This window comes from Shewanella sp. HL-SH2 (genome assembly GCF_051164935.1).
GTDB lineage: Bacteria > Pseudomonadota > Gammaproteobacteria > Enterobacterales > Shewanellaceae > Shewanella > Shewanella glacialimarina.
In genome coordinates this window covers 696,968-709,285 of sequence record NZ_CP195035.1, presented here as the reverse complement: position 1 = coordinate 709,285, position 12,318 = coordinate 696,968, and the positions used below count along the sequence as shown (strand labels likewise).

General features: G+C 41.0%; 12 protein-coding genes and 3 tRNA genes. 2 read left to right on the top strand and 13 right to left on the bottom strand.

The annotated features are described in order from the left end of the window. Positions 1-224: 224 nt before the first annotated feature. From rplL to ACRWP9_RS02945, 10 genes are all read right to left on the bottom strand, one after another. Entirely contained in the window at positions 225-590 is a 366-nt protein-coding gene (rplL, locus tag ACRWP9_RS02990; protein WP_434927793.1) for a 50S ribosomal protein L7/L12, read from the bottom strand. 54 nt (positions 591-644) lie between these two features. Further along, positions 645-1,145, bottom strand: a complete 501-nt coding sequence (rplJ, locus tag ACRWP9_RS02985; RefSeq protein ID WP_434927792.1) for a 50S ribosomal protein L10 — start codon at positions 1,143-1,145, stop codon at positions 645-647. A gap of 287 nt (positions 1,146-1,432) precedes the next feature. Continuing rightward, positions 1,433-2,134 carry a 50S ribosomal protein L1 gene (gene rplA / locus ACRWP9_RS02980; RefSeq protein ID WP_434927791.1) on the bottom strand — a complete coding sequence of 234 codons (702 nt, stop codon included), beginning with the start codon at positions 2,132-2,134 and terminating at the stop codon, positions 1,433-1,435. Between the two features lie 4 nt (positions 2,135-2,138). Next, positions 2,139-2,567, bottom strand: a complete 429-nt coding sequence (rplK, locus tag ACRWP9_RS02975) for a 50S ribosomal protein L11 (RefSeq protein WP_182771917.1) — start codon at positions 2,565-2,567, stop codon at positions 2,139-2,141. A 129-nt stretch (positions 2,568-2,696) separates the two neighbouring features. Next, positions 2,697-3,248, bottom strand: coding sequence for a transcription termination/antitermination protein NusG (gene nusG, locus ACRWP9_RS02970; RefSeq protein ID WP_226412009.1), 552 nt, complete (start codon positions 3,246-3,248; stop codon positions 2,697-2,699). A gap of 10 nt (positions 3,249-3,258) precedes the next feature. Next, positions 3,259-3,630, bottom strand: coding sequence for a preprotein translocase subunit SecE (gene secE, locus ACRWP9_RS02965; RefSeq protein WP_226412011.1), 372 nt, complete (start codon positions 3,628-3,630; stop codon positions 3,259-3,261). Between the two features lie 258 nt (positions 3,631-3,888). Then, a complete protein-coding gene (gene tuf, locus ACRWP9_RS02960; RefSeq protein WP_434927790.1) occupies positions 3,889-5,073 on the bottom strand; it encodes an elongation factor Tu in 1,185 nt (394 codons plus the stop codon). Between the two features lie 198 nt (positions 5,074-5,271). Next, positions 5,272-5,345, bottom strand: a tRNA-Gly gene (locus tag ACRWP9_RS02955). 34 nt (positions 5,346-5,379) lie between these two features. Next, positions 5,380-5,464, bottom strand: a tRNA-Tyr gene (locus ACRWP9_RS02950). A gap of 7 nt (positions 5,465-5,471) precedes the next feature. Further along, positions 5,472-5,547 (bottom strand) — tRNA-Thr (locus ACRWP9_RS02945). Between the two features lie 226 nt (positions 5,548-5,773). On the opposite strand from ACRWP9_RS02945, the gene coaA reads away from it, so the two are divergent. After that, positions 5,774-6,718, top strand: a complete 945-nt coding sequence (gene coaA / locus ACRWP9_RS02940) for a type I pantothenate kinase (RefSeq protein WP_434927789.1) — start codon at positions 5,774-5,776, stop codon at positions 6,716-6,718. A gap of 22 nt (positions 6,719-6,740) precedes the next feature. On the opposite strand, the gene birA is transcribed toward coaA, so the two are convergent. Both birA and murB read right to left on the bottom strand, forming a co-directional pair. Further along, on the bottom strand, positions 6,741-7,700 hold the full coding sequence (gene birA, locus ACRWP9_RS02935) for a bifunctional biotin--[acetyl-CoA-carboxylase] ligase/biotin operon repressor BirA (protein WP_434927788.1): 960 nt from the start codon (positions 7,698-7,700) through the stop codon (positions 6,741-6,743). Further along, positions 7,697-8,719 carry a UDP-N-acetylmuramate dehydrogenase gene (gene murB / locus ACRWP9_RS02930; protein WP_434928910.1) on the bottom strand — a complete coding sequence of 341 codons (1,023 nt, stop codon included), beginning with the start codon at positions 8,717-8,719 and terminating at the stop codon, positions 7,697-7,699. The genes birA and murB overlap by 4 nt, the downstream gene beginning before the upstream one ends. 446 nt (positions 8,720-9,165) lie before the next feature. Between murB and ACRWP9_RS02925 the strand changes: the two genes are divergently transcribed. After that, positions 9,166-9,828 (top strand): 7-cyano-7-deazaguanine/7-aminomethyl-7-deazaguanine transporter, encoded by a 663-nt coding sequence (locus tag ACRWP9_RS02925; protein WP_434927787.1) that lies wholly within the window; start codon positions 9,166-9,168, stop codon positions 9,826-9,828. Positions 9,829-10,220: 392 nt separating this feature from the next. Here the strand turns inward: ACRWP9_RS02925 and ACRWP9_RS02920 are convergent, their stop codons facing one another. Beyond that, the gene (locus ACRWP9_RS02920) at positions 10,221-12,308 is read right to left on the bottom strand and encodes a sensor histidine kinase (RefSeq protein ID WP_434928908.1); all 2,088 of its coding nucleotides are present in this window, start codon (positions 12,306-12,308) and stop codon (positions 10,221-10,223) included. Between the last annotated feature and the right edge of the window lie 10 nt (positions 12,309-12,318).

Sequence of the window (12,318 nt, the reverse complement as noted above, 5' to 3'; positions counted from 1 at the left end):
CTAGTGTGACCAAGACTGAAATACATTAATTTTTTAATATAAATCAGCGCGTTTGCCCGTCACCGTTGTCGCAAGAACCTAACCAGTAATCTCTGCTAGGAACTGCTAAAACTGGCGATAAACGGTGAATAAAAAATCGCCTGCGCATAGAGCGCAAAAAAGGCCGACGGTTAAAAAACCGCCAGCCTTCACCCAATTGCTTGGGTGAGTAAGTTAACTAAAACTTACTTGATTTCAACTTCTGCACCAGCTGCAACTAACTCAGCTTTAAGCGCTTCAGCTTCTTCTTTAGAAACAGCTTCTTTAACTGCAATTGGAGAAGATTCTGACATAGTTTTAGCTTCTTTCAGGCCTAGACCTGTAGCGCCACGAAGTGCTTTAATTACAGCAACTTTGTTAGCACCGTGAGAAGTAAGAATTACGTCGAATTCTGTTTGCTCTTCAGCAGCTGCGCCAGCATCGCCAACAGCTACAGTTGCAGCAGCAGCAGAAACACCGAATTTCTCTTCCATTGCTTCGATTAGTTCAACAACTTCCATTACAGACATTGCTGCGAAAGCTTCTAAGATTTGGTCTTTAGTGATAGACATTAGAAATATTTCCTATTGTTCTGAATTCAATTTTATTAAGCGGCCAACTTATAATTAAGCGGCTTCTTGTTTTTGATCGCGAAGGGCGGCCAATGTACGTACGAATTTGCCAGCAGATGCTTCTTTCATAGTCATCATTAACTGAGCTAGTGCTTCGTCGTATGTTGGTAGTTTCGCTAAACGATCAATTTCAACTGCAGGGATAAACATCCCTTCGAAAGCTGCACCTTTAACTTCAAACTTTGCTTGCTCTTTAGCGAAATCTTTTAAAAGACGCGCTGCAGCACCTGGGTGCTCTAGAGAGAAGGCGATTAAAGTTGGGCCAGTGAATGTTTCTGCAAGGCATTCAAATGAAGTACCTTCAACAGCACGCTTAGCTAAAGTGTTACGTACTACACGTACATAAACACCATTAGCGCGAGCGGCTTTACGCAGAACAGTCATGGCACTTACAGTTACACCGCGTGAATCGGCAACAACTGCAGAAAGCGCACCTTTGGCAGCTTCGTTGACTTCAGCAACAATTGCCTTTTTGTCTTCGAGTCTTAATGCCATTAGGCTTTACTCCTGGATTCTACCTAGGGAAATCCCTAGAATTTACCAAACCAAATACAATATGTAGATGGCTACTTACGGTGCAGATTTTCCAGTAAAAAAATTTAGCTGGGGCCTGACACCGTCTACGCAGGAAATTAAGTTAACCTTACGATAAACACCTGCGGTCTTGGACGGAAACTCACTTTTTAGCCAATATACATTAACGAATTAAGGCAATATCAAGTAAAAGGAGCTTCAACCCACAATTTGCGCGCATTATAGACTAATGCGCGCAAATTGTAAAATTACTTAATGTCTTCCAAGCTAGCTTGGTCGACTGCAACACCTGCACCCATAGTGGTAGAGATGCTAACTTTTTTCACGTAAATGCCTTTAGCAACTGCAGGCTTAGCCTTTTTCAGTGCTGACACTAACGCTTCTAAGTTTTCTTTTAACTGTTCAACAGTGAAATCCACTTTACCGATAGTAGTGTGGATAATACCGTTTTTGTCGTTGCGGTAACGAACTTGACCAGCTTTAGCATTCTTAACTGCTTCTGCAACGTTAGGCGTTACAGTACCAGTTTTAGGGTTAGGCATTAAACCACGTGGGCCTAAGATTTGACCTAACATACCAACAACGCGCATTGCGTCTGGTGATGCGATAACAACGTCAAAGTTCATTTCGCCAGCTTTAATTTGAGCAGCTAGGTCGTCCATACCCACAAGTTCAGCACCCGCAGCTTTAGCAGCTTCAGCGTTTGCACCTTGAGTGAATACAGCAACACGAACGTCACGACCAGTACCGTGTGGAAGTACAGTAGCACCACGCACGTTTTGATCTGATTTACGAGGATCGATACCAAGGTTAACAGCTACGTCAACACTTTCTACGAATTTAGCTGTTGCTAATTCTTTTAAAAGTGCTACTGCTTCGTTGATGTCATACTGCTTAGTACCATCAACTTTTTCGCGAATTACGCGAGCGCGTTTACTTAGCTTTGCCATTATATTAGTCCTCTACTACCAAACCCATTGAACGTGCAGTACCTTCAATTGAGCGAGTCATCGCTTCAATATCAGCACCAGTCATATCAGCCGCTTTAGATTCAGCAATTTCCTGAACAGCGCTACGCTTGATAGTTCCTACTTTCTGTGTATTAGGACGGCCTGAACCTGATTTCAAACCAGCTGCTTTAAGCAGTAGGAAAGATGCAGGTGGAGTCTTAGTTTCAAAAGTGAAAGAACGGTCACTGTATACAGTGATAACAACAGGAATTGGCATGCCTTTTTCGAACTTTTCAGTACGAGCGTTGAATGCTTTACAGAATTCCATGATGTTCACACCTTTTTGACCTAAAGCAGGACCAACTGGTGGAGACGGGTTTGCAGCACCGGCTGCTACTTGTAGCTTAATATAAGCTTCAATCTTCTTTGCCATGTCGACATTTCCTCTATTTGGGTTCAAACGCATCTTGGCGACATGCCAATTTGCTCCCCCTGAAACAACGGGTGCGAATTATACAAAAATCCACACCCGCAAACAATCAATATTTTGTGGTTATTTTAATCAGCTTTTTTCAACCTGATGAAAATCAAGTTCAACAGGTGTTGAGCGACCAAAAATCATCACAGAAACTTTAACGCGATTCTTCTCATAATCGACTTCTTCGATAGTTCCGTTAAAGTCTGCAAATGGTCCGTCACACACACGAACCACTTCACCTGGTTCATAAATAACACGATGTGTCGGCGAAGTAACAGTGTCCTGTAAACGCTGTAGTATGTTATTTGCTTCTTTCTCTGAAATCGGCGCTGGACGATCTGATGTACCACCAATAAAGCCCATTACACGAGGAATGCTCTTTACTAAGTGCCAGCTATCATCATTCATTTCCATTTGTACTAACACATAGCCCGGAAAGAATTTACGCTCACTTTTACGACGTTGACCTGCACGCATTTCAACGACTTCTTCTGTTGGCACTAAAATCTCGCCGAAGTAATCTTCCATACTGTGCATTTTGATATGTTCAAGTAGTGTTTTAAGTACACGACCTTCATAACCTGAAAAGGCTTGAATAACATACCATCTTTTCTTCGCTTCTGTAGCTTCAGTCATGTTTAAATGCCTATACGCCTGTAATTAAATTCACAACTCGCAATAAGATTGCGTCTAATCCCCAAAGGATCAATGCAACAACACCTGTTGCAGCAAGAACGATAAACGTTGTGGTAAGAGCTTCTTGGCGAGTTGGCCAAATCACTTTACGCACTTCAATATGTGCTTCGCGAGCAAATGAAAGTGCTTGCTTACCTTTAACGGTTTGAAATGCTATGAAGCCAGCAATTGCAAAAGTGACAATTACACCAGCAACACGAGCCACTACACTGGCTTCTGCAAAAAATTGGTTAGCAATAACTGCTGCTAAAACTAGCAATACAGCCACGCTCCATTTCACGATATCCAGAGAATTACCCTGGCTTTCAGTACTTGTTGTCATCTGTTAATTCCGTTACTCAATACGACCTGAGCTTAGCAACAGTGAACTGCCACTACATTCCCGAGTTACCCCAGAAACTATCACAGCACAGGGTCAAAAATCGGTCATAGATTGTATTCTGATTCAGCTCTATTCGCAACATGACTGGTGGTCTTATGCGAATAAATCAGTAAAAAACTTGCGTTTTATCTTAACGCAGGCAGCCAAAACAAAAAAGGAAGCCTAAGCTTCCTTTTTCAGTGTTAACTAAATTCGCAATTAAGCAATAATTTTAGCTACAACACCAGCACCAACTGTACGGCCACCTTCACGGATAGCAAAACGTAAACCGTCGTCCATCGCGATTGGGTAAATCAAAGTAACAACCATCTTGATGTTGTCACCAGGCATTACCATTTCTACGCCTTCTGGCAATTCGATAGTACCAGTTACGTCCGTTGTACGGAAATAGAACTGTGGACGGTATCCTTTGAAGAATGGAGTGTGACGTCCGCCTTCTTCTTTTGATAACACGTATACTTCTGATTCGAAAGTAGTGTGTGGGTTGATTGAACCAGGCTTAGCTAGTACTTGGCCACGTTCTACGTCATCACGCTTAGTACCACGTAATAACACACCACAGTTCTCGCCAGCACGACCTTCGTCAAGTAGCTTACGGAACATTTCTACGCCAGTACAAGTTGTTTTAGTTGTGTCTTTAACACCTACAATTTCAACTTCGTCTGATACGCGTACAATACCACGCTCAACACGACCAGTTACCACTGTACCACGACCTGAAATCGAGAATACGTCTTCGATTGGTAGTAGGAATGGCTTATCGATGTCACGCTCTGGCTCTGGAATATAAGTATCTAGTGCTTCTGCAAGCTCAAGAATCTTACCTTCCCATGCCGCATCGCCTTCTAACGCTTTTAATGCAGAACCTTGGATAACTGGTAAGTCATCACCTGGGAAGTCGTATTCTGAAAGAAGCTCACGCACTTCCATTTCTACTAATTCCAATAGCTCTTCGTCATCTACCATGTCACATTTGTTCATGAATACGATGATGAAAGGTACACCTACTTGACGAGAAAGTAGGATGTGCTCACGTGTTTGTGGCATTGGGCCGTCTGTAGCAGCAACTACTAAGATTGCGCCATCCATCTGTGCAGCACCAGTGATCATGTTTTTAACATAATCCGCGTGACCTGGACAGTCGACGTGTGCATAGTGACGAATTGGTGTGTCATATTCGATGTGAGAAGTATTAATGGTAATACCGCGCTCACGCTCTTCTGGAGCGTTATCGATTTGAGCGAAGTTACGCACTTCACCACCATAAGTCTTAGCTAACACAGCAGAAATAGCTGCAGTTAAAGTTGTTTTACCATGGTCAACGTGACCGATGGTGCCTACGTTTACGTGGGGCTTCTTACGTTCAAATTTAGCTTTTGCCATGGTATAGCCTCAATCCAATAGTTTGGTGATGAAAACACACACATAATAAAAATCCGATGCATATAGATATGACATCGAATCGATTTTTTAGTCAGGCGATTATTTTTTGTAGGATTGTGCTGATAAGCATGGCAGTAATACCGACTAACCTTGACCTAAGGTTTGCTCAATTAATTGAGCCATATCAGCAAACAAACTTGGAGCGGATGGCGGGAATCGAACCCGCGTTATCAGCTTGGAAGGCTGGAGTAATACCATTATACGACATCCGCGCAACCTACATAGGCTACCTAACTACCTAAAAAATGGTGGAGGGAGAAGGATTCGAACCTTCGAAGGCTGAGCCGTCAGATTTACAGTCTGATCCCTTTGGCCACTCGGGAACCCCTCCAGAAAAATGGTGCCGGCACCAAGAGTCGAACTCGGGACCTACTGATTACAAGTCAGTTGCTCTACCAACTGAGCTATGCCGGCGCATCATTTCGGGAACGGATATTAGGTAAATGTGGCGCTAAGTGCAATAGAAAAATTATAAAAAAGCTAAATAAACTCTCAATTGTCGTTTTTTTATTCGCGAAGCGTTAAATATAACCAATAATTAACCATTATTTTTATTCGGTCAGTTAATTGAATCTTAAAGTATTGTTCCAGTAATACGGATCGTGTAATGTGCCAGACCCAGTATAAAGTTGGCTTATTAATGAAAAACAGCATTCAACAAGCGCTATATCTCTCCTTCGAACGTCATAAATGGGCGGAGTTGCGCAATTCTGTTCCCTTAACATTATGTCAGGAAGAGCTTGAAAACCTAAGGGGCATGAATGAGAAGTTATCATTAGATGAAGTAACTGACATTTATCTACCATTAAGTCGGTTACTTAACCTTATCGTAGGAGCTAAGCAACAACGGGGAATGATTGTAGACAAGTTCTTGGAGCAAAGCGCTTCTCGTTCACCCTACATTATCAGTATTGCAGGTAGTGTTGCTGTTGGAAAAAGTACCACTGCACGTATTCTGCAAACCTTATTACAACGCTGGCCAGAACATCCAAAAGTCGATTTAGTCACAACCGATGGTTTCCTGTACCCACTAGCAGACTTAAAACGCAAGGGATTACTCCAGCGCAAAGGCTTTCCTGAAAGTTATGACATGAAAATGTTAGTCGACTTCATTTCCGCAGTGAAAACCGGTGAACCGCGTGTTTTAGCCCCTTTATATTCCCATGTGACCTATGATCGATGTCATGATCAACATCAAGTGATAGAACAACCGGATATTCTTATACTTGAAGGGTTAAATGTTTTACAAACAGGTCTAGATTCTCCCATTGATTTAAGACGTCCATTTGTATCTGACTTTGTCGACTTTTCAATATATGTCGATGCAGAAGAACATTTATTAAAAGAATGGTACCAGCAGCGATTTTTGCAATTTCGAAAAGGCGCATTTAGCGACCCATTATCATTTTTCCATCACTACGCAGCATTGTCCGATAGTGAGGCAAATGCCATTTCTGCTAATATTTGGGACACGATTAATGGCCCAAATTTAAACTTGAATATTCAACCGACTCGAGAACGCGCAAATTTGATCCTCAAAAAAGGTGAAAATCACCTAATGGATAATGTTTTACTGAGAAAGTAACCTTAAGTTCACACGCGCTAAGTTAGGCGCGTCGTAAACTTATTTCACCGCCAATAAAGGTTTTTAGCCCTTCATTAGTATCAATTATAATCCCTCCTTGTTGATCTATTCCCTTGTAAACACCTTCAACTTCATTAGGCGCCATCAGCAACTTGATTGGCTTGTCAGTAAATAAGTCGTATTGCTGCCAAAAATCAATAAATGGAACCAAACCCTGCTTATCAAACAGTTGAATATCACTTTTTAAGTGCTGATGTAGCTTTGCCAATAACAAGGTTTTATCGGGCAATTGATTTTGGCTAGTTAAATCGCTCCAAGGCTGATCAATAAGTTCGCCCTGTACAGCCGACATACTCATATTAATCCCAAAGCCGATTACCAGCTCAGTTTGTTGTGCATTGGTTTGCGCCACTTCAATTAAAATTCCAGCCAGCTTTTTACCCTCTAAATAAATATCATTAGGCCATTTAAGCCCTAGCCCAGTCACACCCATATCAGTTAACGCTTTGACGATTGAGCACGCTATAACCAGACTTAACCCCATAGCTTTGGTTACATCACTGTCAAAACGCCAAAATAGGGATGCATAAAGATGGTTACCATAGGGAGACTGCCACTGCCTACCACGCCTGCCGCGGCCAGCTGATTGATATTCAGCAACACAAATATCACCAGACTTAAGGTCTTCATGGTGGCTTAACAGAAAACTATTAGTGCTATTTATTTCATCAAAATAAAAACATCTGTTATCTATCTGGTTAATCAATCTATTTTCATCAACTAATGCTATTGGGTTGGCGAGCTTATACCCTTTGCCCTTCACACTAAAAATCTCAACACCATATTCTGATAATGAGTCAATATGCTGATTAACCGCCATTCTGGTTAAGCTAATTTGACTTGCTATTTTCTCGCCAGAAGTAAAATGTTCTGCGCTCAGCAAGGACAGTATTGAACGTTTACGCGACCAATGTTCATTCATGATAAAACGACCTCTCCAAATTGCGCCATCATCCTAGGTTCAGTTTCTAGAGATACTTCAAATCGCTGCTCAATAACATCAATAACATGTAACGCGAGTTGACAGATATCATTGCCGGTTGCATTAGCAGAGTTCACTAAAACTAGTGCCTGCAGTTGATGAACCGATGCGCCGCCGATAGAAAACCCTTTAAGCCCAGCATTTTCGATTAACCAGCCTGCGGCTAGTTTTACTAGACTATTTTCTAAGCTGTAGCCGATTATTTGTGGAAATTTATCTTTTAAAGTTTCAAATTTATCGGTGTTAATAATTGGGTTTTTAAAAAAGCTGCCAACATTTCCTAATACCGCAGGGTCTGGTAATTTTGACTGTCTTATTTTGCAAACTAGTTCAAAAACCTGTTTCGCACTGACAGTCGTAGAATCAAGTGTGTTTAATGGAGCGTAGTCCAACTGCGGCACCCAAACTTTAGTTAACTTAATTTTGACCGCTGTAATGACAGCTTTGTGTTTAAGTTGTTGCTTAAAAATAGACTCTCTATAATCAAATTGGCAATCTGCAGCCATAATTTCATACAGTTGTGATGAATCAAGATCGAGGAACTCGACAGAATGGCAAACCTGACTAAATTCCACCCCGTAAGCACCGATATTTTGGATCGGTGCAGCACCAACAGTGCCGGGTATTAACGCTAAGTTTTCAATACCGTAGAAATTATGTTCCACGCAATACGCCACCAGCTCATGCCAACTCTCACCAGCTTCAACAGTAAGCAGTACCTCATTCCCTTCTTGTTCTACAGCAATCCCTTTAGTCGCAATTTTAACCACAGATCCTGCAAAATCTTCAGTGAAGACAACATTACTGCCACCACCGAGTATCATTAACGCTTTATCTGAGTGATATAAGGATAGGCAATTCTCGATAAGAGACGCTTTAGAATCTACGACAAATAGTTCATCACAAGACTGTTCTAGTCCCAGGGTATTGTGTTTAAGCAGAGATACTGACATATAGATAACATGGTAAATACAAGATGATTTATTGTAACAGGTATCGTGCAAATCAAAGAAACCAAAATATTTAAGTACAACAAACAAATGCTTTGTTGTTGATTTTATTAATTACAAACGTAAAAACTGACATAGACATTACCATACAACTCACTTAATAGTTTTTTTGAGAGTCGTTCAATAATTTTTAAGTGCATGTATTGTTGTTACTTTATTCTTATTCCACTCGGAAATATGCGAGCTAAACAATCGACTTTATCGCTTAAGCTGGGCTATTTATTGCTAGAGTGGTATTATCCTGCCCCCTTGTCGGCTGCGACCTATTACTGGTGATGACCGCACAAGATATAATCATAATAAATCTCTGTACACGTTGTGGGTGCTAGCATACCCAGAACCAATAAAATTGCGGGTTCCCTCACCCCGCCTAATCTCAATAAAAAGGCCACAAGATGTTAACACTTACCCCGACGCAGACGCGCCGTGCGCTGCTATTTTTAGTCAGCTTTCATATACTGATAATTTGTGCCAGTAATTACTTGGTTCAGTTACCGTTTCAAGTATTCGGCTATCACACCACTTGGGGAGCATTTAGTTTTCCTTTTGTGTACTTAGCCACGGATCTTACGGTGCGTATATTTGGCCAGCAAGCTGCGAGACAAATCATTTTTAAAGCCATGTTTCCTGCTTTAATTGTGTCATATCTAATTGGCGTACTATTTCATCAAGGCCAATTTCAACAATTTGACGCCTTACTCGAAGCCAATACTTTTGTATTCCGCATCGCCTTTGCAAGCTTCATTGCTTATCTTATTGGCCAATTAATGGATATAACGGTATTTGCGCAATTAAGAAAAGCCCGTGCGTGGTGGATAGCCCCTGCTGCGTCTACCTTAATTGGTAACTTAGTCGACACTTTAGTCTTTTTCAGTGTGGCATTTTATGCCTCTACCGATACTTTTATGGCGCAACACTGGCCAGAAATAGCGACCATAGATTATGGTTTTAAATTGATTGTCAGTTTGGGATTGTTTTTACCCGTTTACGGGGTGTTATTGAGGGTATTACAAGATAAATTATTAAGTACGCATCAACATTCAAGACGCATTTTATAACCCTATTTGATAATAGAATAATAAGCGTGATGGTATCGGCTATCGCGCTTTTTTATTGTCTTAAAGTTGGTAAATGAAGTGTAAAGAATAAAAAAAAGTTTATTTAACTTGCAAACGATAATGAGAATGATTACTATTCATCTACGTTCCAAAGCTCAGTTACGATTTTAAAGATTCATCACCTTTATTGTTACGCTGAGTTCGCAAGCACGACATTGCTCACACTCTTTGTGGCCGGATTAATCATCCGGCTTTTTTTTGCTTAAAATTTATTAACCGACACATTTATAAGGCTACGTGAGTTTATGATAAACCGCTCAATTCTATCCCCATGCTGTTAATCATCACACTTCATTTAATTTAGCCACCAGTGGTTCACATCAATCTCATGCTTAGTTAAACTGCAGCCCCTCGTAAGGGTTATTGGTATATTCATCTTTAGCTCTATGATAAAGACCAATAATAAATACCGTGCCCTTGCCTTCGGTAGACTTCACTTCAATAGTGCCGCCTAACCGTTTGATAATACCGTAGCTTAATGATAACCCTAAACCTGTGCCGTCTTTACGGGTGGTATAAAATGGATCAAAAATACGGCTTAGTTGCTCAGTGTTTATGCCTATACCCTCATCTTCTATTTCGATTTTCACTCCTATAGGTTCATCACCTTGAAGCCAGTCTTGGGTTCGAATCCAAATTTTGCCCTTACCCGTATCATTTCTAGCTTCGATAGCATGGGCGGCATTAACAACTAGGTTAATTAGCACTTGTTGCAACTGCGGTCGATTAACCTCAACGGGACAACTTGCATTAAGCGCTTTAACTAGTACAACCTCTTGCTTTTGTATTGAGTGACGTACCAAGACTAAAACTTCTTCAACAATCGGGGTCATCTGATGCATTTCGATGGGGGCATTAAATTCACCAGGGCGACTGTACTGCAATAAGCTACGAATAATAGTGCTTATACGTCCCACTTGCTGGATCACGAGATCAATCTCTTCTGATACCTGTTCAGCTTGATCACCCAATTCATACTTTAATAATTCCATATTACCTAGAATTACAGCGGTAGGATTATTAATTTCATGGGCAATACCCGCCGTTAACTCACCTAATGCGGTTAGTTTTTCATTGGTGACCAATTGCTGGCGAGTTTCATTCAGTAATTCGACATTACGTTGTAACTCTTCCGTTTTGTCTTGCAAGCTTTTGGTGCGCTGCTCCACTTTTAATTCGAGTTGCTCTGCTGCGGCTTGAATCTGTAAATTTCGACTTTGCAATAAGTCCAGCATACTATCGAACTGTTCAGCTAAATGAGCCAGTTCATTATCACGATCTAAACCGAGCTCACCGATACGAACATTACGGCCTGATTGTACCGCTTTAACCACCTGATGAATGCGTTCTATGGGTTTTAATAAACTGTACGCGCCACGATAAACCAATAAGCCTGAGCCAAATAATACCAGCATTAAAATACTGCCCAACTCAATAATATTAAGTAGGTAATTATGAATGAAAGGTCCTTCAGAAAAACCGGTATATACCATACCCACTCGTTTACCATAGATATCAAGTAAAGGGGCGTAGGCGGAAATGTACCAGTCATTAAACACAAATGCCCTATCAACCCAAGTTTGCCCATCCACTAGTACTTTTTGCTTCACCTCTTCTGACACTAAGGTGCCTAGCGCGCGATTTTGTTCAGAATATTGTGATGACGAGGCATTCATTGGCACGTTAGTACTGACTCTGACATTGTCTAAAAAAATCGTCACAGTACCAATTGAATGTGCAGGTAAAGTCCCTTTGTCATAAACAAGATTGCGAATGTAATCAACTATCACGGTATCTTTATTAAATATATTCCCCCCATCAAGATACCACTGCACTGAAGAGTCTGAATTTATTATTGGTAGTACGCTTCGACTCACTAAGCCGCGATGTTCCTGCTGCTTGCTTGGCGCTATCGCTCTTTGAGTGGTTTTAAGATTAATTGTGGCATATTGTGCCAATTGTGGGTTTATCTGCTTTAAACGCTCAGAGGGAAGCACCATGACACCTGAAGATGGCGAGTCAGGTTTGTTACGCAACAATGCTGTTAAATCTGGATCTGTTTTAACTTTTTCTACACTGATTAACCTTAAAAAATCTAAGTTAAATTGCCGCTGAGTTTGCGTTAATACCTCTACGATAGTCTGCTGCGCTTGTGGATTATTTTTATCTTGTTGGAGTTGACTAAACGCAGTTTGAAAGGCCCATGAATTAGCCAAATGAACAAGCTGTTGCTCTTGACGGATTTGAACCTGTTGTAGTGTGTTTTCAGCAACCGATAAATCAGCTTTAACCTTCATAAACAATTGCTGACTGGTATAACTAATATTCCAGTAAATAGTGATAAATACTAGGCTGATTAATGTCATTAAGATCGGCAATAGTGTCAGAATTAATAGTCGATAACGCACCTTAGCCTGCATTTGTTGCCAA

What these genes read in the sequence shown, in the direction of transcription:
- rplA (WP_434927791.1), bottom strand. Translation starts at nt 2,134, where the DNA reads ATGGCAAAGCTAAGTAAACGCGCTCGCGTAATTCGCGAAAAAGTTGAT.
- tuf (WP_434927790.1), bottom strand. Translation starts at nt 5,073, where the DNA reads ATGGCAAAAGCTAAATTTGAACGTAAGAAGCCCCACGTAAACGTAGGC.
- ACRWP9_RS02925 (WP_434927787.1), top strand. Translation starts at nt 9,166, where the DNA reads ATGTTAACACTTACCCCGACGCAGACGCGCCGTGCGCTGCTATTTTTA.
- nusG (WP_226412009.1), bottom strand. Translation starts at nt 3,248, where the DNA reads ATGACTGAAGCTACAGAAGCGAAGAAAAGATGGTATGTTATTCAAGCC.
- rplL (WP_434927793.1), bottom strand. Translation starts at nt 590, where the DNA reads ATGTCTATCACTAAAGACCAAATCTTAGAAGCTTTCGCAGCAATGTCT.
- coaA (WP_434927789.1), top strand. Translation starts at nt 5,774, where the DNA reads ATGAAAAACAGCATTCAACAAGCGCTATATCTCTCCTTCGAACGTCAT.
- rplK (WP_182771917.1), bottom strand. Translation starts at nt 2,567, where the DNA reads ATGGCAAAGAAGATTGAAGCTTATATTAAGCTACAAGTAGCAGCCGGT.
- ACRWP9_RS02920 (WP_434928908.1), bottom strand. Translation starts at nt 12,308, where the DNA reads ATGCAGGCTAAGGTGCGTTATCGACTATTAATTCTGACACTATTGCCG.
- birA (WP_434927788.1), bottom strand. Translation starts at nt 7,700, where the DNA reads ATGAATGAACATTGGTCGCGTAAACGTTCAATACTGTCCTTGCTGAGC.
- secE (WP_226412011.1), bottom strand. Translation starts at nt 3,630, where the DNA reads ATGACAACAAGTACTGAAAGCCAGGGTAATTCTCTGGATATCGTGAAA.
- rplJ (WP_434927792.1), bottom strand. Translation starts at nt 1,145, where the DNA reads ATGGCATTAAGACTCGAAGACAAAAAGGCAATTGTTGCTGAAGTCAAC.